Origin of the sequence: Hydrogenophaga sp., assembly GCF_011772445.1 — a bacterium.
GTDB lineage: Bacteria > Pseudomonadota > Gammaproteobacteria > Burkholderiales > Burkholderiaceae_C > Hydrogenophaga.
This window is the reverse complement of sequence record NZ_WVZN01000005.1, coordinates 41,932-62,354: the sequence shown is the minus strand read 5'-3', so window position 1 is coordinate 62,354 and position 20,423 is coordinate 41,932. Positions and strand designations below refer to the sequence as shown.

General features: G+C 70.2%; 21 protein-coding genes. 14 read left to right on the top strand and 7 right to left on the bottom strand.

Annotation, left to right across the window (positions count from 1 at the left end; translation table 11 throughout):
• Positions 1 to 5 precede the first annotated feature (5 nt).
• The 6 genes from GTO19_RS01815 to GTO19_RS01790 form a co-directional block, all read right to left on the bottom strand.
• Positions 6 to 812: an ABC transporter ATP-binding protein gene (locus GTO19_RS01815; RefSeq protein WP_363302858.1), complete on the bottom strand. Its 807-nt coding sequence runs from the start codon at positions 810 to 812 to the stop codon at positions 6 to 8.
• Between the two features lie 58 nt (positions 813 to 870).
• Positions 871 to 1,740 (bottom strand): nitrate ABC transporter permease, encoded by an 870-nt coding sequence (gene ntrB / locus GTO19_RS01810; protein ID WP_291017781.1) that lies wholly within the window; start codon positions 1,738 to 1,740, stop codon positions 871 to 873.
• A gap of 1 nt (position 1,741) precedes the next feature.
• Positions 1,742 to 3,163, bottom strand: coding sequence for a CmpA/NrtA family ABC transporter substrate-binding protein (locus GTO19_RS01805; RefSeq protein ID WP_291017778.1), 1,422 nt, complete (start codon positions 3,161 to 3,163; stop codon positions 1,742 to 1,744).
• Positions 3,164 to 3,297: 134 nt separating this feature from the next.
• Positions 3,298 to 3,990, bottom strand: a complete 693-nt coding sequence (locus GTO19_RS01800) for a response regulator transcription factor (RefSeq protein WP_291017776.1) — start codon at positions 3,988 to 3,990, stop codon at positions 3,298 to 3,300.
• Positions 3,987 to 5,198, bottom strand: a complete 1,212-nt coding sequence (locus GTO19_RS01795; protein ID WP_291017773.1) for a PAS domain S-box protein — start codon at positions 5,196 to 5,198, stop codon at positions 3,987 to 3,989. Before GTO19_RS01795 ends, GTO19_RS01800 begins: the two co-directional genes overlap by 4 nt.
• Before the next feature lie 45 nt (positions 5,199 to 5,243).
• A complete protein-coding gene (locus tag GTO19_RS01790; RefSeq protein ID WP_291017770.1) occupies positions 5,244 to 6,194 on the bottom strand; it encodes a TerC family protein in 951 nt (316 codons plus the stop codon).
• Positions 6,195 to 6,472: 278 nt separating this feature from the next.
• On the opposite strand from GTO19_RS01790, the gene GTO19_RS01785 reads away from it, so the two are divergent.
• The 12 genes from GTO19_RS01785 to GTO19_RS01730 all read left to right on the top strand — a co-directional run bounded on the left by GTO19_RS01785 (position 6,473) and on the right by GTO19_RS01730 (position 16,827).
• Positions 6,473 to 6,967: a DUF4426 domain-containing protein gene (locus GTO19_RS01785; protein ID WP_291017768.1), complete on the top strand. Its 495-nt coding sequence runs from the start codon at positions 6,473 to 6,475 to the stop codon at positions 6,965 to 6,967.
• A 33-nt stretch (positions 6,968 to 7,000) separates the two neighbouring features.
• Positions 7,001 to 7,483 (top strand): carboxypeptidase regulatory-like domain-containing protein, encoded by a 483-nt coding sequence (locus tag GTO19_RS01780; RefSeq protein WP_291017766.1) that lies wholly within the window; start codon positions 7,001 to 7,003, stop codon positions 7,481 to 7,483.
• An 8-nt stretch (positions 7,484 to 7,491) separates the two neighbouring features.
• Positions 7,492 to 9,021 (top strand): Do family serine endopeptidase, encoded by a 1,530-nt coding sequence (locus tag GTO19_RS01775; RefSeq protein ID WP_291017764.1) that lies wholly within the window; start codon positions 7,492 to 7,494, stop codon positions 9,019 to 9,021.
• Between the two features lie 146 nt (positions 9,022 to 9,167).
• The gene (locus GTO19_RS01770; protein ID WP_291017761.1) at positions 9,168 to 10,025 is read left to right on the top strand and encodes a PRC-barrel domain-containing protein; all 858 of its coding nucleotides are present in this window, start codon (positions 9,168 to 9,170) and stop codon (positions 10,023 to 10,025) included.
• Between the two features lie 22 nt (positions 10,026 to 10,047).
• The gene (locus tag GTO19_RS01765) at positions 10,048 to 10,761 is read left to right on the top strand and encodes a PRC-barrel domain-containing protein (RefSeq protein ID WP_291017759.1); all 714 of its coding nucleotides are present in this window, start codon (positions 10,048 to 10,050) and stop codon (positions 10,759 to 10,761) included.
• Between the two features lie 40 nt (positions 10,762 to 10,801).
• Positions 10,802 to 11,770: a cytochrome c oxidase subunit II gene (gene coxB, locus GTO19_RS01760; protein ID WP_291017755.1), complete on the top strand. Its 969-nt coding sequence runs from the start codon at positions 10,802 to 10,804 to the stop codon at positions 11,768 to 11,770.
• Positions 11,771 to 11,798: 28 nt separating this feature from the next.
• Positions 11,799 to 13,682 carry a cytochrome c oxidase subunit I gene (gene ctaD, locus GTO19_RS01755; protein WP_291017752.1) on the top strand — a complete coding sequence of 628 codons (1,884 nt, stop codon included), beginning with the start codon at positions 11,799 to 11,801 and terminating at the stop codon, positions 13,680 to 13,682.
• A 22-nt stretch (positions 13,683 to 13,704) separates the two neighbouring features.
• On the top strand, positions 13,705 to 14,328 hold the full coding sequence (locus GTO19_RS01750; RefSeq protein ID WP_291017750.1) for a cytochrome c oxidase subunit 3: 624 nt from the start codon (positions 13,705 to 13,707) through the stop codon (positions 14,326 to 14,328).
• Positions 14,319 to 14,669, top strand: a complete 351-nt coding sequence (locus tag GTO19_RS01745) for a hypothetical protein (protein ID WP_291017748.1) — start codon at positions 14,319 to 14,321, stop codon at positions 14,667 to 14,669. Before GTO19_RS01750 ends, GTO19_RS01745 begins: the two co-directional genes overlap by 10 nt.
• On the top strand, positions 14,660 to 15,583 hold the full coding sequence (locus tag GTO19_RS01740; RefSeq protein WP_291017746.1) for a cytochrome c oxidase assembly protein: 924 nt from the start codon (positions 14,660 to 14,662) through the stop codon (positions 15,581 to 15,583). Before GTO19_RS01745 ends, GTO19_RS01740 begins: the two co-directional genes overlap by 10 nt.
• The gene (locus GTO19_RS01735; RefSeq protein WP_291017745.1) at positions 15,580 to 15,969 is read left to right on the top strand and encodes a c-type cytochrome; all 390 of its coding nucleotides are present in this window, start codon (positions 15,580 to 15,582) and stop codon (positions 15,967 to 15,969) included. Before GTO19_RS01740 ends, GTO19_RS01735 begins: the two co-directional genes overlap by 4 nt.
• On the top strand, positions 15,970 to 16,827 hold the full coding sequence (locus GTO19_RS01730) for a c-type cytochrome (RefSeq protein ID WP_291031051.1): 858 nt from the start codon (positions 15,970 to 15,972) through the stop codon (positions 16,825 to 16,827).
• A gap of 30 nt (positions 16,828 to 16,857) precedes the next feature.
• On the opposite strand, the gene GTO19_RS01725 is transcribed toward GTO19_RS01730, so the two are convergent.
• Positions 16,858 to 17,901, bottom strand: coding sequence for a homocysteine S-methyltransferase family protein (locus GTO19_RS01725; protein ID WP_291017741.1), 1,044 nt, complete (start codon positions 17,899 to 17,901; stop codon positions 16,858 to 16,860).
• 71 nt (positions 17,902 to 17,972) lie between these two features.
• Between GTO19_RS01725 and GTO19_RS01720 the strand changes: the two genes are divergently transcribed.
• Both GTO19_RS01720 and recQ read left to right on the top strand, forming a co-directional pair.
• On the top strand, positions 17,973 to 18,392 hold the full coding sequence (locus GTO19_RS01720; protein ID WP_291017739.1) for a rhodanese-like domain-containing protein: 420 nt from the start codon (positions 17,973 to 17,975) through the stop codon (positions 18,390 to 18,392).
• Complete coding sequence (recQ, locus tag GTO19_RS01715; protein ID WP_291017737.1) at positions 18,389 to 20,281, top strand: DNA helicase RecQ; 1,893 nt, start codon at positions 18,389 to 18,391, stop codon at positions 20,279 to 20,281. The genes GTO19_RS01720 and recQ overlap by 4 nt, the downstream gene beginning before the upstream one ends.
• Positions 20,282 to 20,423 lie beyond the last annotated feature (142 nt).

The following is a 20,423-nucleotide window of genomic DNA, read 5'->3' as shown; positions in this document are numbered from 1 at the left end:
GGGGGTCAATTCGCTCTCGCGCGGGAAACGAGGAAGTCGACGATGTGGTTGCGCAGCTCGTAGTAGCCGTCCAGGTGGTGCAACTGGGCGCGTGTGCGTTCGCGCGGCAGGGTGTTGCTCACCACCTCGGCCATGCCACCGGGCTTGTAGACGCCGTCCACCTCGCGGCCGTTGCTCATGAGCAGGATGCGGTCGGCCAGCAGGATGGCCTCGTCCACGTCGTGGGTGATCATGAACACCGTCTGGTGCGTCTCGCGCACGATGGACATGAGCTCGTCCTGGATGGTGCCGCGCGTGAGCGCATCCAGCGCGCCGAAGGGCTCGTCGAGCAGCAGCATCTTGGGTTGGATGGCGAAGGCGCGCGCGATGCCCACGCGCTGCTTCATGCCACCGGAAAGCTGCGAAGGCTTCTTGTCGATGGCGTGGCTCAGGCCCACCATCGCCACGTACTTCTCGACCTGCGCGTCGACCTCGGGCTTGTTCCACTCGGGCCAGCGCGACTTCACCGCGAAGGCGATGTTCTGGCGCACGGTGAGCCAGGGCATGAGCGCGTGGCCCTGGAAGACCACGCCGCGCTCCAGGCTGGGGCCGGCGATCTCGCGGCCGTCCATGAAGGCGTGGCCTTCGCTGGCCGTGTCCAGGCCGGCAAGCACGTTGAGGATGGTCGTCTTGCCGCAGCCACTGTGACCGATGATGCAGACGAACTCGCCCTTGTGAATGCCGAAGTCGACGCCGGCGAACACGGGCTTGTCGGACTGGTAGGCCTTGGCGAGGTTGTCGACCTGCAGGAAGGCGCGGGGGTGGGCGCTCATGGCGGTGCCTTTGGTTTGCATTGAGGGTGCCGCGGAGCCGAGGCCCTGTTGCCGGCTGTCACTCCACATAGGTCACCGCCTTCTGCAACTGCGCGAACATCAGGTCGAGCAGCATGCCCACCACGCCGATCATCAACACCGCGAAGATGACGTTGGTGAGCGAGAGGTTGTTCCACTCGTTCCAGACGAAGTAGCCGATGCCGGTGCCGCCCACCAGCATCTCGGCCGCGACGATGACCAGCCAGGCGATGCCCATGCTGATGCGCATGCCCGTGAGGATGGTGGGTGCGGCGGCGGGCAGCACCACCAGGAAGGCCTTGCGCAGCGGGTTCACCTCCAGCGTGGCGGCCACGTTGAGCCAGTCGCGCTTGACCGAGGCGACGCCGAAGGCGGTGTTGATCAGCATCGGCCAGACCGAGCAGATGAAGATGACGAAGATGCCGCTGACGTTGCTGTCTTTCAGCGTGTAGAGCGCCAGCGGCATCCAGGCCAGCGGGCTGATGGGCTTCAGGACCTGCACGAACGGGTCGAAGGCCTTCTGCATGAGCGGCGACATGCCGATGAGAAAGCCCAGCGGGATGGCCACCAGCATGGCCAGCACGAAGCCCAGGCCGACACGCGCCAGCGAGTGCGCGATCTGGATGCCGATGCCTTTGTCGTTGGGCCCGTTGTCGTAGAAGGGGTTGGACAGGTGGCCCCAGCTGGCCTTGGCCACGTCGCCCGGCGGCGGGAAGCCGCCGGTCTTGGTGGCGCCCCCCGTCGGGTCCTTGCCCATCATCCTGGCGTACTCGATCTCCTCGGGCGTGAGGTTGGACGCCGCGGCGTCCGCGCCACCACCGCCCGTGGCCAGCTGCCAGGCGCCGACAAAGACGGCGAACAACAGCAGCGAGACCATCGCGGCGCGCAGGTTGAGGCTCACGCTCTTCATGTCACGCCGCCTTGCTGATGCTGAAACTCTTGAGGTACTCGGCCGGCTTCGCCGGGTCGAACACCTTGCCCATGATGGTGTGCTTCTCGTAGCCCGGACCGGCCTTGAAGTCCTGGCCCAGTTCCTTCATGTGCTTGCGCGCGTCGGTGATGAGGAAGACGCGCTCGGCGATCTGGTTGTAGTTGACCTCGCCCTTGATGTAGCCCCAGCGCTGCATCTGCGTGAGCATCCACACCGCCATGCTCTGCCAGGGCATGGGGTCGAAGTCGGCGCGCTCGGGCACGTTCTGGACCTTGCCCAGGCCGTCGGCGAAGCGGCCGGTGAGCACTTGCGTGATCACGGCCTCGGGCTGGTTGAGGTACTGGCTGGGCGCGATGACCTTGGCGATGAGCTCGCGGTTCTTGGCCTGGCGCGCCATGGCCGCGGCGTTGAGCACGGCGCGGTACAGGGCCGCGAAGGTGTTGGGGTTCTGCTTGATGAACTCGGTGCTGGTGCCGAAGGCGCAGCAGGGGTGGCCGTTCCAGAGGTCCTTCGTGAGCACGTGGATGAAGCCCACCTCCTCGAACACGGCGCGCTGGTTGAAGGGATCGGGGCCGAGGAAGCCGTCGATGTTGCCGGCGCGCAGGTTGGCCACCATCTCCGCCGGCGGGATGACGCGCAGCTGCACGTCGGTGTCGGGGTTGAGCCCGTTCTCGGCCAGGTAGTAGCGCAACAGGAAGTTGTGCATCGAGTACTCGAAGGGGATGCCGAACTTGAAGCCCTTCCAGTTCTTCGGGTCGCGGTTGTCCTTGTGCTTCAGGGCCATGGTGATGGCCTGGCCGTTGATGTTCTGCACGGTGGCCACGTTCATGGGCACGGCGTTGCTGCCCAGGCCGAGCGAGATGGCCAGGGGCATGGGCGAGAGGAAGTGCGAGGCGTCGTACTCCTTGTTGATCATCTTGTCGCGCACCAGTGCCCATCCCGCGGTCTTGGTGACTTCGACGTTGAGGCCCTGCTTGCTGTAGAAGCCCAGGGGGTGAGCCATGATCAGCGGCGTGGCGCAGGTGATCGGGATGAAGCCGATCTTCAGGTTCGTCTTCTCGAGCTTGCCTTTTTCCTGGGCCATGGCCTGCAGGCTGGCGATGGGCAGCACGCTGGCAATCGCTGCCATCGCCGTGCCCTTGCCCACGGCGCGCAGGAAGCGGCGACGCACCGCATCCTGCGGGAACAGGGCCTTCACCAGGGTGGCTTCGATGAACTCGCGGCTGTAGGCCTCGAACTCGGGGGTTTCGCTGCGCGCGCGCAGGGTGGCGGCGGCCCGTTCGGCGGCGCTGTCCTTCGTTCGCTGCTCGGCCTGGTGCTCGGCCACCGTGTGGTCGCGCCCGCAGCTGCACTTGAGCATCAGGGGCTTGTCGGCGTTGTACGGGTCGAAGAAGTCGGACATGGCGCACCTCGTGAGTTGGAGATGCGCGTTGAATTGCAAGCACCGGGCCAGTTGCTGCGTCGCAGCAAGCTCGGGCGCAATTTCACGGGCGCGCGCGCCACGCCGTGTAGGGCTGCCCCTACACGGAGACCGTTTCAAGCCCCCGAACGGTGCCTTTCGGCGTACAGCGCGAGCTCGACATCGTTCTTGGCGCCGGTCTTTTCGAGGATGCGCGCGCGGTAGGTGCTCACCGTGTTGGACGCCAGGCCCAGGCGCGCACCAATTTCGCTCACGGTGAGGCCCTGCGTGAGCAGGCGATACACCTGATGCTCCCGATGCGATAGCGACTCGGGCCCCGCCTGCGCGGTGCCGCTGCCCACGGCGGCGGCCAGGGCCTCGGCCGTGGCGGGCGTGAGGTAGCGCCCGCCGCCGGCGCACTTGCGCACCGCCAGCAGCATGTCGTCGGGGTCGGCGCTCTTGTTGAGGTAGCCGCAGGCGCCCAGGCGGATGCAGCGCACCGCGTATTGCTTCTCGGGGTAGGTGCTGAGCATCAGCACGGGCAGGTGCGGGTGTTCCTTGCGCAGGCGCTGCAGCACGTCCAGCCCGTCGATGCCGGGCATGGCGACGTCGAGCAGCACGAGGTCGAGGCCCTCATTGCCGCCGAGCGCGCGCACCTGCGCGAGCACCTCTTCGCCGCTTTGCGCTTCCGCCACCACGCTCACGTCGGGTGCGTCCGCCAGGATCTGCCGGAGGCCTTCGCGCACGATGCGGTGGTCGTCGCCGATCAGAACGCGGATGGTGTCGGCCAGCAAGTCAAAGCGGCTGGCCTCGCTGTATTGGCTGTTCATGTCACCTCCCCGGGCGTCAGCACGATGGACAGTTCCATCAGCGTGCCGCGGCCCAGGATGCTTTCGATCCGGATCTTGCCCCCGAAGTGCCCCGCGCGTTCGCGCATGCCCATGATGCCGTAGGCGTCGGCCGCCTCGAAGGCCTGGGGGGAAGCGCCACCGCCATCGTCCTGCACCGACAAGCGCAGCAGTCCGTCGTGGTGACGGATGCGCACGGCGATCCGACGGGCCCGCGCGTGACGGCCCACGTTGGACAGCATTTCCTGGAAGATGCGAAAGACCGCGATGGCCAGCGGCTCCGGCGGTTCGGGCGCACCGTCCACGGCCATGTCCCAGTCGAGCGCGAGCTCGGCGCTGGCGACGAATTCCTGCGCCTGCCATTCCAGCGCGGCCCACAGGCCCTGGTGGTCGAGGATGCTGGGCCGCAGGTCGGTGATGATGCGCCCCACGTTGTCGACCGCGCTTTCGATGAGGCGGCTCATGTTCTGGCACTTGCAGCGCATGCGCTCGCGCATGCCCTCGGCCTCGTCGGGCTGGCGCCGGGCCTGTTCGGACAGGCGCTTGTCCATCCAGTTCACGTCCATCTTGAGGGCCACGAGCAGGCTGCCGAGCTCGTCGTGCACCTCGCGCGCGATGCGCGTTCGCTCGTCCTCGCGCACGGCCTCGCTGCGCGCCGCCAGTTCGCGCACCTGGCGCAAGGCGGTTTCCAGGGCGTGGGTGCGCTCGCGCACGCGCTGCTCCAGTTGTTCCTTGGCGCTGTGCAGGGCGTCGGCGGCGCGGCGGCGCTCGGTGATGTCGATGAAGGTGACCACCGCGCCGCGCACCTGGCCGCCGTCGACGATGGGGTGGCTGCTGTACTCCACCGGGAAGGCGCTGCCGTCGCGCCGCCAGAAGACTTCGGTGTCGATGCGGCAGGGCGCGGCCGCGCGGAAGGCATTGAAGATGGGGCAGTCTTCCACCGGATAGGGCGCACCATCGGCGTGCGAGTGGTGCGTGAGTTCGTGCATGTTGCTGCCCAGCAGCTCCCCGGGCTCGTAGCCGATCATGCGGGCCCCGGCGTGGTTGATGAACACGCACAGGCCGTCCAGGTCCACGCCGAATACACCTTCGCCGGTGCTGGCCAGCAGCAGGCCCAGCGGGTCGCGCCAGGCCGCCGTGGACGGGGCCACGGCGGCGCTGATCAGCTCGGGGAAGGCCTGGCGCTGCATGGCAGGGTTGCTAGCAACGCCTGTGCCAAGTTGGTGCGCGGGGATTCACGAGTTCGGCGCGGTCTTGGCGCTCCACACCATGGTGATCGCCAGGATGCCCACCACCACGCCCAGCGACACCGCCACCGGGATCTTGAAGACGTCGATGAGCATCATCTTGGTGCCGATGAAGACCAGGATGACCGCGAGGCCGTAATTGAGCAGGTGGAACTTGCCCGCCACGGCCTGCAGCAGGAAGAACATGGCGCGCAGGCCCAGGATGGCGAACACGTTGGACGTGAGCACGATGAAGGGGTCGCGCGTGATGGCGAAGATGGCCGGGATGGAGTCGACGGCGAAGATCACGTCGGTGACGCCCACCAGCGCGATCACCATCAGCAGCGGCGTGGCGATGCGCTTGCCGTTCTCGACGGTGAAGAACTTCTCGCCGTCGTAGCGCTGGCTCACCGGCATCAGGCGGCGCAGCAGCTTGAGCGCGGGGTTGTCGTCCAGGCTCGGCTCCTTGCCTGCGGCCCACCACATCTTGATGCCGGTGAGGATGAGGAAGGCGCCGAAGAGGTACAGGATCCAGTGGAACTCCGACAGCAGCCAGCCGCCGAGCAGGATCATCACCGTGCGCAGCACGATGGCGCCCAGGATGCCGATCATGAGCACGCGCTTCTGGTACGCGGGCGGCACGGCGAAGTAGCTGAAGATCAGCAGGAAGACGAAGATGTTGTCGACCGCCAGGCTCTTTTCGATGAGGTAGCCGGTCAGAAATTCCAGCGACTTTTCGTTGGCGATCGCGGTCGAGCCGGTCGTGTCCTTCACGGCCCACCAGAACAGGGCGTTGAAGACAAAGCTCAGCGCGATCCAGACGAGTGACCAGTTGAGCGCCTCCTTGACGCCCACGGCCTGGGCACCCTGCTTCTTCAGCAGGACAAAATCGACGAACAGGGCCGCCACGACGAACGCGACGAAAACCCCCCACAGCCACAGCGGAGCAATGCTTTCCATGAAAGACCTCGGTTTGGTGTTGACGAACACCCCAAGGTCTGGTCGCGGGCCACCGTGGATGGCCTGGACGTTCCCGGCGGCCTTGTCAGCCGCGAATTGACGAGAACGCCGCGCCGCCGAAGCCTCGCTGTGCGCGGGGTGGCGGGCCGATTACTCCCCTTGAAGGGAAGCGCGATTGTGCCGGCGCCCTACATCTCCCCGCAATCTGTCGGGAATTGTTACCGGGAGCGGGGCTTGCCCCGTTTCGGTCCACCCAACCCGAGTCAGTGGGAGCTGCCATGAAGACCCCTTCACGCTCTGCACGCTGGTGGCGGGACGGGGCCCGCGGACTGGCCGTTCTGGCCTGCGCCGCCGGGGCCGCCCTGGCGCTGGCACAACCCCATGCCGTGAGACACGGCGACTTCACGCTGCAAAGCAGCGTCGTCAGCAGCCTGACGATCGCCGAAGAAACGGCGCGCCAGCACGGGATCACGCCCGCTGAGCACACGGCCGTGCTCAACGTGGTCGTGCTGCGCGACGTGGGCGAGGCGCGCTGGCCGATCGCCGCCGCCGTCGATGCCACGCGCACCACGCTGGCCGGCGTGCAGCAGGCGATCGCGCTGCGCGAGGTGGCTTCCCAGGGGCGGGTGTCCTACGTGGGCAGCTTCCGGTTCACGCCTCGCGAGGTGCTCGACTTCAGCGTGTCGGCGCGCATCGACCCCGCGTCACCACCGCTGCGCCTGGGCTTTCGCGAACGCATGCCGCCGACCCAGTTGCCCACGCCTTCGCGTTGAACACGCACTTGCATTGAAAGAAAGGAACTCGACATGCCTACCTCGACGACCCTGATCTCCATCGGCCATGTGACGACCACCGCGGCGCTCGCGCTGGCCTTGGCCGCCTCATTGGGCGCCAACCCCGCCCGGGCAGCGGGCATGGGAGCCGCCGGCTCGCCAGCAACGCAGCCCCACGCCGCGTCCATGGCCGACCAACGCCCGGACGGGCACCGGTTCCGCAGCGGCGGCATCGGGCAGGCTTCGCAACAGGCCATGCGCGAGGCCGCCGACGACTACAGCCTGGGGCTGAGCTTCTCGCGCGCCGCCGATGGCGCCTACCTGGGCGACGTGGACCTGGAAATCCTGAACGCGCAAGGCCAGACGGTGCTCGACCGGCAGGACGCCCACCCGATGGTGCTGGTCGATCTGCCCGCGGGGCGCTACACCGTGGTCGCCACCTTCGACGGCCGCACGCAGCGCCAGGCCGTGCAGGTGCCCGACGACGGGCACGAGCGCGTGGTGCTGAGCTGGTGAGGCGCGCCATGCCGGCCCGCCTCGCCACCCAGCTGCGCCGCGCGTGGCTGCGTCCCGCTTCGCACGGCGCACTGCTGATCGCATCCGCCCTGCTGGTGCTGGCGGCCTGCCGCGCCCAGGAGGCACCGGACGCGGCCAAGGCACCGCCACCCGCACCGCCCGGCGCCAGCGCCGCGGCGAACGCGCCCCCCACGCCACAGGCGACACCGCCCGACTTCACCGCCCTCATGCGCCGCGTCGGGCCGGCCGTGGTCAACGTCACCACGCGCCAGGCCGTCTCGGCCAGCGCCGCCGGGCCCGACCTGCCCGACGACCCGATGTTCGATTTCTTCCGGCGCTTCGTGCCGCAGCCGCCCGCGCAGGGTGGCGAGTTCCGCCGCGAAGGCGTGGGCTCGGGTTTCGTGATCGACGCCGAAGGACACATCCTCACCAACGCCCACGTGGTGGCCGAGGCGGACGAGGTGCTGGTGCGCCTGCCGGGCAGCGACCGCGAGCTGAATGCGCGCGTGCTGGGCAGCGACCCGCCCACGGACGTGGCCCTGCTCAAGGTCGAGGCGCGCGACCTGACCGTGGCGCCCATCGGCGATGCGGCCAGCGTGCAGGCCGGCGAGTGGGTGGCGGCCATCGGCTCGCCGTTCGGCTTCGCCAACACCATCACCGCGGGCATCGTCAGCGCCACCGAGCGCTCCCTGCCCGACGAAACCTACGTGCCCTTCATCCAGACCGACGTCGCCATCAACCCGGGCAACTCGGGCGGACCGCTGTTCAACACGCGCGGCGAGGTGGTGGGCATCAACTCGCAGATCTACAGCCGCACCGGCGGCTACCAGGGCCTGGCCTTCGCCATCCCCATTGGCGTGGCGATGGACGTGGCCCGGCAGCTGCGCACCGACGGCCAGGTCACGCGCGGGCGCCTGGGCATCGGCATCCAGCCGCTCAACGAGGGGCTGGCGCGCGCCTTCGGGCGCGAGGACACGCAGGGTGCCCTGGTGACCTCGGTGGAGCCCGGCAGCCCGGCGCAAAGCGCCGGACTGCGCGCCGGCGACCTCATCCTGGCCTTCAACGGCGAGGCGCTGGCGAAGGCCGGCGCGCTGCCGCGCCGCGTGGCCGCGGTCGCACCCGGCACCACGGTGCCGCTGGAGGTCTGGCGCGACGGCGCGCGCCAGCGGCTGGAGGTGCAGGTGGGTTCGTCGGAGCCGAGCGCGCCCCGCGAGGCCAGCGCTGGCGACCGCGGGTCCTCGCCAGGCCGCCCTGCGGGCGACGCCCGCCTGGGACTGGGCGTGAGCGAGCTGTCGGAGGCGCAGCGGCGCGCCCTGGGCGTGGACTTCGGCCTGGTGGTGCAGCAGGTGAGCGGTGCCAACGCGGACAGCGGCCTGCGCCGCGGCGACGTGATCGTGGCCATCAATCAGCGGCCATTCGACAGCCTGGCCGAGTTCCGCCGTCAGCTGGCCGCCGTGCCCGATGGCGGCAACGTGGCCGTGCTGGTTCGCCGTGGCGAGGCCCGGCTGTATGTGCCGCTTCAGGTGGGCGAGGGCTGAGGCCGTGCTTGCGTCGGCAGCGCTTGCGGCAATTCCGGGGCGCACGGCCCCGGTCACGCGGGCGCTTGCCTTGCCCGATGAGGACTCGCCACCGCCATCGACGCGGTGAGCTTTCGAACCTTCACACATCAGGAAAGGAACCACTCATGAACACACGATTCACCTGGCGCCCCGCCGCGACGGCCGTGCTGGCCGCCGCCAGCTGGCTGGCGGGCCCCGCGCTGGCCCAGACGGGCCAAATGCCCGCCGCGCTGGACATGCGCGCCAGCCGCATCGTCGGCATGGACGTGCACAACATGCAAGGGCGCGACCTGGGCGAGATCAACGACCTCATGATCGACGTGAACAACCAGCGCGTGCACTACGCGATCCTCGGTTTCGGCGGCTTCATGGGCCTCGGCGAAAAACTCTTCGCCTACCCGGTGCGTTCGCTGCGCAGCAGCGGGGACCGCCTGCTGCTGGACGTGCGGCAGGACGTGCTGGAGCGCGCCCCGGGCTTCGAGCGCGCCAACTGGCCGGACTGGAACGACACCCGCTACCGCGAGCAGGTCGACCGCCACTTCGGGCCCGGTGTCGCTCTCGAGCGGCCGCGCCACGCGCAGCGCCTGATGCGCGCAAGCGATCTCATCGGCATGGACGTGAACGGCTTGCAAGGCGACGACGCCGGCGAGGTGGAGGACCTCGTGGTCAACCTCGGTTCGGCGAAGGTGCGTTATGCCGTGCTCGACTTCGATGAGGCGTGGAGCGCGGACGACCGCATGGTGCCGCTGCCTCTCGCCACGCTGCGCCTGCCCGCCCGCGAAGACCAGGACGCGACCCTGCAGGTGCCGCGCGACAAGCTGGACCTGGCGAGCGCCTTCGATGAAGGCGACTGGCCCGATCTGAACGATCGGCAGTACCGCGACGACCTCGACCGACTGATGCCCGCCTACCGCCCGTGGATACACACGCCCAACCAGGTGCTGGGAGCCGACCCACCGAGGCCTGCGCCTGCGGCGCGCTGATGGACGAACCGGAGACAGTCCCATGCTTCACAAATTCAGCCAATGGCGCGGCACCGCGGTCACCGCCCGCGACGGTGAGGTCGGCACGATCGAGGACGTCTATTTCGACGACGAGCACCGGCGGGTCCGCTACCTGGTGGTGGACGCGGGTGGCTGGCTGAGCCAGCGGCGCGTGCTGATCTCGCCCTACGCGGTGCGCATGGGGGAGTCCACGGAAGGCAACATCCGTGTCGACCTCACGCGCGATCAGGTCAAGACCAGTCCGCCGGTGGACACGCAGCAGCCGGTCTCGCGCCTGTACGAACAGGCGCACGCCGACTTCTATCGCTACCCCTACTACTGGGCCGGTCCCCTGGCCTGGGGGCCCATCGCCTATCCGGCGCTCGACAAGAACGGTGTGCCGCCGGTGCCGGGTGTGCCGGCGGATGCGCCGGCCTTCGACCCGGGCGCGAGCGAAGCGCTGGAGGCTGCGCGCCGTTCGCACCTGCGCAGCTGCCAGGAGTTGCTGGGCTACCAGGCCGAGGCGCTGGACGGCAAGGCGGGCCGCATCGACGACATCCTGATCGACGACGGCGACTGGTCGGTCGCGCAGTTCGTGGTGGACACCCGCGAGTGGCTGCCCGGCGGGCAGCGCCAGGTGCCGGCCGAGGCCCTGAAGGGCATCCATTGGTCGGCGCGCGAGGTGCGCCTGGACACGCACCAGCGCGCCGTGCGCCAGGGCCCCAAGGCGCACTGAGGCCGATGCGCCACAACGCACGGGTCCGGAAGGCGACGCCGTGAACGGCCCGCTCACCCACGGTGCGCATTCGGTGCTGTCGCCCGCCAGCGGACAGGCCGAAGCGATCGTGGTGCTGTGGTGGGTCATGCTGGCCGTGTCGGTGCTGGTGTTCCTCGCCGTGATGGCGGCGCTGGCGCTGGGCGCCTGGCGCGCGCGTCGGCCGGGCACCCAGGCGCTGAGCGAGGCAGCGAGCCGGCGCCTGGTGCTGGCCGGCGGCGTGGCCGTGCCGCTGGCCGTGCTGATCGCGCTGGTGCTGGGCAGCGTGCGCACCGACCTGGCGGGGGCGGACGACCGGGTGCCGGGCGCGCGCATCGTGGTGGAGGTGACGGGCTGGCAGTGGTGGTGGGCCGTGCGCTACCTCGACGCCGATGGCGCCACGCTCGCCATCACGGCCAACCAGATCCACGTGCCCGTGGGCGAGCCGGTGCGCGTGCTGCTGCGCTCGGGCGACGTGATCCACAGCTTCTGGGTGCCCAACCTGCGCGGCAAGACGGACATGATCCCCGGCATCGTCAACGCCGCCGCGTACGAAGCCACGCGCGCCGGCGTCTACCGGGGCCAGTGCGCCGAGTTCTGCGGCACCCAGCACGCGCGCATGGCCTTCGAACTGGTGGCGCAGCCGCGCGAGGACTTCGACCGCTGGCTGGCGCAACAGCGCGCCCCCGCGGCCGTGCCCGAACCAGGGCGCGCCGCCGAGGGGCGGCGCGTGTTCGATCGCGACTGCGCCAACTGCCACCGGGTGCGCGAGGCGGGTGAAGGCTTCTGGCCGCAGGGCCTGGGCCCGGACCTCACGCACGTGGCGAGCCGCCGCCGCCTGGGCGCAGCCACCCTGCCCAACGGCCCCGCCCACCTGGCCGGCTGGATCGCCGACCCGCAGGGAGCCAAGCCCGGCGTGCACATGCCGCCGGTGCCGCTGGAGCCGGGTGAGCTCAAGGCCGTGGTGGCGTACCTGATGGCCCTGGAATGAAGGCGGCCCATCGTGGCCCGACGGCCCCATGAACGACGCCGACGAGCTGGCCAGACTCGACGCGACCTGGCGCTCGCCCGGCGGCCTGCTCGGCTGGTTCACGCAGGTCAACCAACGCAAGATCGGCGCGCGCTTCGTCGTGACCTCGCTGGTGTTCTTCGTGCTGGCGGGTGTGCTGGCGCTGCTGATGCGGCTGCAACTGGCCGCCCCAGGTCAGCAGTTGCTCGAGCCGGACCTGTTCAACCAGGTCTTCACCATGCACGGCACCACCATGATGTTCTTCTTCGCGGTGCCGGCGATGGAGGGCTTCGCCATCTACCTGGTGCCGCTGATGCTGGGCACCCGCGACATGGCCTTCCCGCGCCTGAACGCGCTGGGCTACTACGTGTACCTGATCGCCGGCATCGTGCTGTTCGCCTCGCTGCTGCTGCGCGCCGCGCCCGACGCGGGCTGGTTCAGCTACGTGCCGCTGGCCGGCAAGCGCCATTCGCCGGGCGTGGGGGTGGACGTGTGGACCACCATGGTCACCTTCATCGAGATCTCGGCCCTGGCGGCGGCGGTCGAACTCATCGTCACCATCCTCAAGCAGCGCGCGCCCGGCATGGGCCTGCACCGCATGCCGCTGTTCGTGTGGTCGGTGCTGGTGATGAGCTTCATGATCGTCTTCGCGATGCCGCCGCTGATCGTGGCCAGCGTGATGCTGGCGCTGGACCGGCTGGTGTTCACGCAGTTCTTCGTGGCGGGCGCCGGCGGCGAACCGCTGCTGTGGCAGCACCTGTTCTGGTTCTTCGGGCACCCGGAGGTCTACATCATCCTGGTGCCCGCACTGGGCATGGTGTCCACCATCATCGGCACCTTCGCGCGGCGCCCGGTGTTCGGCTACACCGCCCTGGTGCTGTCCATGGTGGCCATCGGCTTCCTGGCCTTCGGCCTGTGGGTGCACCACATGTTCGCCACCGGGCTGCCGCGCCTGGGCCTGAGCTTTTTCACCGCGGCCAGCGCCATGATCGCCATCCCCAGCGGCGTGCAGGTCTTCTGCTGGGTCGCCACGCTGTGGGGCGCGCGCGTGCGCTGGGCCACCCCCCTGCTCTTCGTGATGGGCTTCTTCGTGGTGTTCGTGATGGGCGGGCTCACGGGCGTGATGGTGGCCTCGGTGCCCTTCGACCTGCAGGTGCACGACAGCTACTTCGTGGTCGCGCACCTGCACTACGTGCTCATCGGGGGCGCGGTGTTTCCGCTGTTCGGGGCCTTGTACTACTGGTACCCCAAGTTCACGGGGCGCCTGATGTCCGAGCGGCTGGGACGCTGGAGCTTCGGGCTCACGCTGCTGGGCGTGCACCTGACCTTCTTCCCCATGCACCAGCTCGGCCTGGAGGGCATGCCGCGGCGCGTCTACACCTACGACGCCGGCCTGGGCTGGGACGGTCTCAATGCGCTGGCCAGCGGCGGCGCGGTGGTGCTGGCCCTGGGCTTCGCGCTGACGCTGTGGAACGCGCTGGCCAGCCGGCGCCGCGGCGCCCTGGCCGGCGACGACCCGTGGGGCGCGGACACGCTGGAGTGGGCCACGGCCTCGCCGCCGCCCGATGCCAACCACCACCACATTCCGGTGGTGGGCGGGCGCCACCCCTTGTGGGACTGGCGGCGCGAGGGTGGCCCGCGCCCGGTGGTGTCGGGCCTGAGCGCGCATCGGCGCGAGGTGCTGGTCACGAGCGTGCTCGATGCGCAGCCACAGGCCGTGGTGGAGCTGCCCGGCCCGTCGGTCTGGCCCTTCCTGACCTCGCTGGCCATCGCCACCGGCTTCATCGGCGTGATCGTCGATCCCTGGTGGTTCGTGGCCGGCTTCTTCGCCAGCTTCCTCACCATCGTGGGCTGGCTCTGGCCGCGCCGCCCCTGGCGCGAGGGGGGATCATGAGCGCCCCACGGAGGGCTGCCCCGTGAGCGCCGCCGCGCCAGGGGCGGTCCGCGTGCTCGTCGACGCGTCCGCGCTGCTACGTGAGCCGGCCGGGCCTGCAGCGCCGCTGTGGTGGGGCGTGGCCGGGCTGGTCGCCATCGAGTCGACGGTGGTGGCCAGCTTCGCCGCGAGCGTGCTGTACTGGCGCGCCACGCACGCGCCCTGGCCGCCGCCCGGTCTGGATCTGCCCTCGCCCTGGCTGCCCGGCCTGGGCGCGGCCCTGCTGCTGCTGAGCTGCCTGAGCATGTGGGGCGCGGGCCGCGCGCTGGGGCGCGACGAGGTGTCGCGCTGCGTGGGGCTGATCGTCACCAGCCTGCTGCTCGCTTCGGCCACGCTGGCCCTGCGCGGCTGGCAGTTCACCCAGTTCGGCTACCGCTGGGACGCGCACCCCTGGGGCTCGCTGCTGTGGACGCTGTCGGGCTTCCACTTCGTGCACGTGGTGTCCGCCGTCATCGGCACGGCGGTCGTGGCGCTTCTCGGCGCCATGGGTTACTTCAGCCGCCGACGCCAGCTCGCGGTGGTGGTGGACTCGCTGTACTGGTACTTCGTGGCGGTCGCCTGGCTGCCGCTCTACGCGGTGCTTTACGGGGTGCCGAGATGGACCTGAACCAGCGCCCGCCCGGGCCTTCTCCCCAGCGGCGCGCGGACAGCGTGCCCCGGCTGTGGGCCGCCTGGGCCTTGCCGATGCTGTCCTGGTTCGTTCACCTCAACGCGAGCTACCTGCTGGTGGACTGGACGTGCCGCCACGGCGCGGGGCTCCTGCACGCCGTGTCGCTGATCTGCCTGCTGCTCGCGCTGGCGGGCATGGTCCTGGCATGGCGCGCCGCACGGGTGGACCGCGAGCGCAGCCGCTTTCTCGGCCGCGTGGGCCTGTTCGCGGGCGGGCTGTTCGCCGCGGTCATCGCCATGCAGGCGCTGACCGGCTTCCTGGTGCCGCCATGCCACTAGGGTCTGCCCGATCGCTGGTCGCGATCGTGCTGCTGGGCGCGGGGCCCGCCCACGCCCACCTCGGCGGCGGCGCGGGCGACCCGTGGTGGCACCACCTGGACCCGCTGACCGCCCTGCTCTTGCTGGTCAGCGCCACGCTGCACGCGCGGGGGCGCCTGGCGCTGGCGGCGCGCTCGCGCCGCGGCGGCCGGGAGCAGCAGCGCCTGGCACGGCGCTTCCAGCTCGGCCTGATGCTGCTGGCGCTGGCCGTGCTCTCGCCACTGGATGCCTGGGGTGAGCAGCTGTTCAGCGCACACATGGTGCAGCACGAGCTGCTGATCCTGGGCGCCGCGCCGCTGCTGGTGAGCGCGCGCCCCCTGCCCGTGCTGATGTGGGGCCTTCCGGCGCGCTGGCGTGCCGCGCTGGCGCGCGGCGGGCGCCATGCGGCGTGGCGTGCGCCCTGGCGCGTGCTGTCGGCGCCCCTGGTGGCCTGGGCCTTGCACGCCGCCACCCTGTGGCAATGGCACCTGCCCACGCTGTTCGAGGCCGCCTTGAACGACCCGCTGGTGCATGGCTTGCAGCACATGGGCTTCTTCGGTTCGGCGCTGCTGTTCTGGTGGTCGCTGCTGGGATCGGGTGCGCGGATTGCCCGCCCCGGCATCGGCGTGATCGCCGTGTTCACCACGGCCTTGCACAGCAGTCTGCTCGGTGCGCTGCTGAGCTTCTCGCCCAGCGTGTGGTACCCGAGCTACCTGGCGACGGCACCGCGCTGGGGCCTGACGGCGCTGCAGGATCAACAGATCGGTGGACTCATCATGTGGGTGCCCGCCGGCCTGGTGTTCATCGGCATCGGCCTGATGCTGCTCGAACAATGGCTACGACAACCACCACCCGAACCCGAGCCCGCGCGCCTGCCCCCCTGGCAACGGCCTTGAGGCTTGCGGCGCTGCTGCTGGCCCTGGGCGCCCCGCTGCTGTCGGTGGGCGCCTGCAAGGGCCCCCGCGCCGGCCCCGGCGGCGCCGGCTGGCCCGTGGCCGAGGAGCCGGGCGATGCGCGGCGCGGCCAGGTGCTGGCCGCGGCTTACGGCTGCGGCGCCTGCCACCGCATCGAGGGCGCGCCATGGGCGCGCGGGCGCGTCGGCCCACCGCTGGACGGCGTGGGGCGGCGCGCCTACCTGGGCGGCGTCTTGCCGAACACGCCGGCCGGCATGGTGGCCTGGCTGCGCTCGCCGCAGCGGGCCGATCCGGGCACGGCCATGCCCGACCTGGGGCTGTCCGAGGCCGAGGCGCGCGACATCGCGGCCTACATGCACACCCTCTGAATGCGTATGCGAACCGCCTGGAAAGCCACCTTGGCCAGTGCCGCCGGCGCCCTCGCCCTCGCGGCGGGCGCAGCGGCCTTCGTGTGGTCGGGCTGGTACGACGTGGCGGCCACGCGGCAGCACACGCAAGCCGTGTACGACCTGCTGGAACAGGTGATGCGGCACTCCATCCACGCGCGCGCGGGCGAGGAGGACTGGGTCGCACCGGCCTCAGACGCTCGCCTGCGCGGCCTGCGCCTGTACGAGGCGCATTGCCTGCAATGCCACGGGGCACCGGGCGTGGCCCCCGCGCGCTTTGCCCTGGGCATGACCCCGCTGCCCGTGAATCTGGTGCACACGGCGCGCCAATGGACCCCCGCGCAGATCCACTGGGTCGTGAGCGAAGGCATCAAGATGACCGGCATGCCGGCCTGGCGCTTCCGGCTGGCGCCGCACGAGATCGATGAGGTGGTGGCCTTCGTTGCGACGCTGCCCACGCTGTCGCCCGCGAGCTATCAGGCCCTGGCCGCCAGCGGCCCGGCCGGCGACGCGGGCACCGACGGCCCCACCGAACCCGACGCCGAGACCTGGCCGGTGGATCGCGCGCGCGGGCTCACGGCCTTGCAGCAGTACGCCTGCACCAGCTGCCACGCGGTGCCCGGCGCGGTCGGCAGCCAGCCCGCGGTGGGACCGCCACTGCATGGCCTGGCGCAGCGCAAGTACCTGGCGGGCCACCTGCCCAACTCGCCGGACAACCTGGTGCGGTGGATCCGCTTCCCGCAGCGCGTGGCCCCGCGCTCGGCCATGCCCGATCTCGGCGTGAGCGAGCGCGACGCTCGCGACATGGCCGCCTACCTGCTGGGACCCGCCGCCGATTGACGCGGGCGGCATCGCGTGCCCGCGCCCCGTTCAGGCGGCTTCGCGGTAGAAGCCGGCGCGGTGGCGTGGCGCCAGCGGGGTGACCGCGCGGCCGATGGCGGCGATGTGGTCGGGCGTGGTGCCGCAGCAGCCGCCCACGATGTTGACCAGGCCTTCGGCCGCGAATTCGTGCAGCAGGCGGCTGGTGACCTCGGGCGTCTCGTCGAAGCCGGTGTCGCTCATGGGGTTGGGCAGACCGGCGTTGGGGTAGCAGCTGATGTAGGTGTCGCCCGCGACCTTGGCCAGCTCCTGGATGTAGGGCCGCATGAGGGCGGCGCCCAGGGCGCAGTTCAGGCCCACGGCCAGCGGCTGCAGGTGGCGCACGCTGGCCCAGAAGGCGCTCACGGTCTGGCCGCTGAGAATGCGGCCGGAGGCGTCGGTGACGGTGCCGCTGATGATGAGCGGCAGGCGCTCGCCGGTGGCGGCGAAGACCTCGTCGATGGCGAACAGCGCGGCCTTGGCGTTGAGCGTGTCGAAGATGGTCTCGACCAGCAGCACGTCGGCGCCGCCTTCGATCAGCGCCTCGACCTGCTCGCGGTAGGCCGCGCGCAATTGCTCGAACGTCACGTTGCGCGCGCCCGCGTCGTTCACGTCGGGGCTGATGCTGGCCGTCTTGGGCGTGGGGCCCAGGGCCCCGGCCACGAAGCGCGGCTTGTCGGGCGTGGAGAACTTGTCGCAGGCGGCGCGCGCCAGGCGGGCAGACGCCACGTTCATCTCGCGCGCGAGGTGGGCCATGTCGTAGTCCTCCTGCGCGATCGTGGTGGCGCCGAAGGTGTTGGTTTCGATGAGGTCGGCGCCGGCCGCGAGGTAGCCTTCGTGGATGTCGCGGATGACGTCGGGCCGCGTGAGGCTCAGCAACTCGTTGTTGCCCTTCACATCCTTGTGGAAGTCCTTGAAGCGTTCGCCCCGGTACGCCGCTTCGTCGAGCTTGAAGCGCTGGATCATGGTGCCCATGGCGCCATCGAGGATGGCGATGCGCTGTTCGAGGATGGCCGGCAAGGCCTGGGCACGGGTGAAGGCGGGGGAGGCGTCCATCGTGTGGATTGTATGAAGCGGCCCCGCCCCCACGCGGGGCAAGGCCACGTCATGGCCGACAATACGCGCCCATGAAGCACCTGTCCCCCAAGGAAGCCTGGACCTGGCTTCAGGCCGAAACCGCGCGCCGCGCCGCGCTGGGCCAGGAACCCCCGCTGTTCGTGGACGTGCGCATGGAGATCGAATCGCTCTACGTGGGCCGCCCGCCCGGTGTGGAGAACATTCCCTGGTACGAGTACCCCGACCTCACGCCCGACCCGGCGCGTTTCGCGCAGGCCGTGGCCCACGAGGCGGGCGACAAGGACCGCCCCATCCTGCTCATCTGCCGCAGTGGCAAGCGCACGCTGGACGCCGGCAAGGCGCTGGAGGCCGCCGGTTTCAGCGACGTGGCCCACGTGCTGCACGGCTTCGAGGGCGAGCTCAACGACCACTTCAAGCGCTCCACCGTGAACGGCTGGCGCCACGACGGATTGCCGTGGGAACAGATGTGATCGACGTCGCGGCCGGGGCCGAGACGCTGGAAGCCTGCGTCGACGTCCTGCAGTCGGTCTTCGGCTACGAGGCCTTTCGCGGCCCGCAGGCGCAGATCGTCACGCACGTGTGCGAAGGCGGCGACGCGCTGGTGCTCATGCCCACGGGCGGCGGCAAGTCGCTGTGCTACCAGGTGCCGGCCATCGTTCGCGCGCAGCGCGGTGGTGGTGTCGCGGTGGTGGTGTCGCCGCTGATCGCGCTGATGCACGACCAGGTGGGCGCACTCACCGAAGCCGGCGTGAGCGCCGCCTACCTCAACAGCAGCCTCTCGCTGGAGGACGCGCAGCGCATCGAGCTGCAACTGCGCAAGGGCGAGCTCACCCTGCTCTACGTGGCGCCCGAGCGGCTGCTCACCCCGCGCTGCCAGGCCATGCTGGAGAGCCTGCACGAGCAAGGACGCCTGTCGCTGTTCGCCATCGACGAGGCGCACTGCGTGTCCCAGTGGGGCCACGACTTCCGCCCCGAGTACCGCGAGCTCGCCGTGCTGCCCGATCGCTTCGCGGGCGTGCCGCGCATCGCGCTCACCGCCACGGCCGACGCGCTCACGCGGGCCGACATCGTCGAACGCCTGCAATTGCAGGACGCGCGCACCTTCATCAGCAGCTTCGACCGGCCCAACATCCGTTACCAGCTGGTGGAGAAGAAGGACGCCACCGCGCAATTGCAGCGCTTCATCCGCGACGAGCACGCCAACGCCCAGGGCCACGACGCCGGCGTGGTGTATTGCCAGTCGCGCCGCCGCGTGGAAGAGGTCGCTCAGATGTTGCAGCAGGCCGGCTTCAAGGCCCTGCCCTACCACGCCGGTCTGGACGCCGCCGTGCGCCAGGCCCACCAGGACCGCTTCCTGCGCGAGGAGGGCCTGATCATGGTGGCCACCATCGCCTTCGGCATGGGCATCGACAAGCCCGACGTGCGCTTCGTGGCGCACCTCGACCTGCCCAAGAGCATCGAGGCCTACTACCAGGAGACCGGCCGCGCGGGCCGCGACGGCGAGCCCGCCGACGCCTGGATGGCCTACGGCCTGCAGGACGTGGTGAACCAGCGCCGCATGATCGACGACAGCCCGGCGCCCGACGAGTTCAAGCAGGTGCTGCGCGGCAAGCTCGACGCCCTGCTGGCCCTGGCCGAGGCCAGCGACTGCCGCCGCGTGCGCCTGCTGCGCTACTTCGGCGAAGAAAGCTCGCCCTGCGGCAACTGCGACAATTGCCTGAACCCGCCCGAACTGTTCGACGCCACCGAGCCCGCGCGCAAGCTGCTTTCCTGCATCTACCGCGTGCAGCAGGCCAGCGGCCACGGCTACGGCGCGGGGCACATCCTGGACATCCTGCGCGGCAAGTCCACCGAGAAGGTCGAGGCCAACGGCCACCAGCGGCTGAGCACCTTCGGCATCGGCGCCGACTGGAGCGAAACCCAGTGGCGCGCCCTGCTGCGCCAGCTCATCGCCATCGAGGCGGTGCGCGTGGACGACGCGCCCTACAACACCCTGCACCTGAGCGATGGGGCGCGCGCCATCCTCAAGGGCGAGGGCGAGGTGCGCCTGCGCATCCAGGCCGAGCGGGCACCGTCGCGTTCGCGCAGCGCGCGCGCCAAGCCGCCCGTGGGCGACGATGGCACGCCGCTGAGCCTGGCCGAGCGCGACTGCCTGGACGCGCTGAAGGCCTGGAGAGCGGGCGTGGCCAAGGAGCACAACCTGCCCGCCTATGTGATTTTTCACGACGCGACCCTGCGCGCCATCGCCCAGCGCCGGCCCACGGACGTGACCGACCTGGACGGCATCAGCGGCATCGGGCAGAAGAAGCGCGCGGCCTACGGCGATGCGGTCGTCCAGGTGGTGAGTGCTTTTCTCTGAACCCTCAAGTCGCCAGCGACCTGGCCGATAAACCAACGGGTGACACCGCCGACCGCCCGTCGGCCCGCCGCCTGTCGCACAGGGCCTGCCGCTCAAGCCGCAGGCCCTCGTGCCGATGTTCCATGCAAGGGGCGGCATCCGC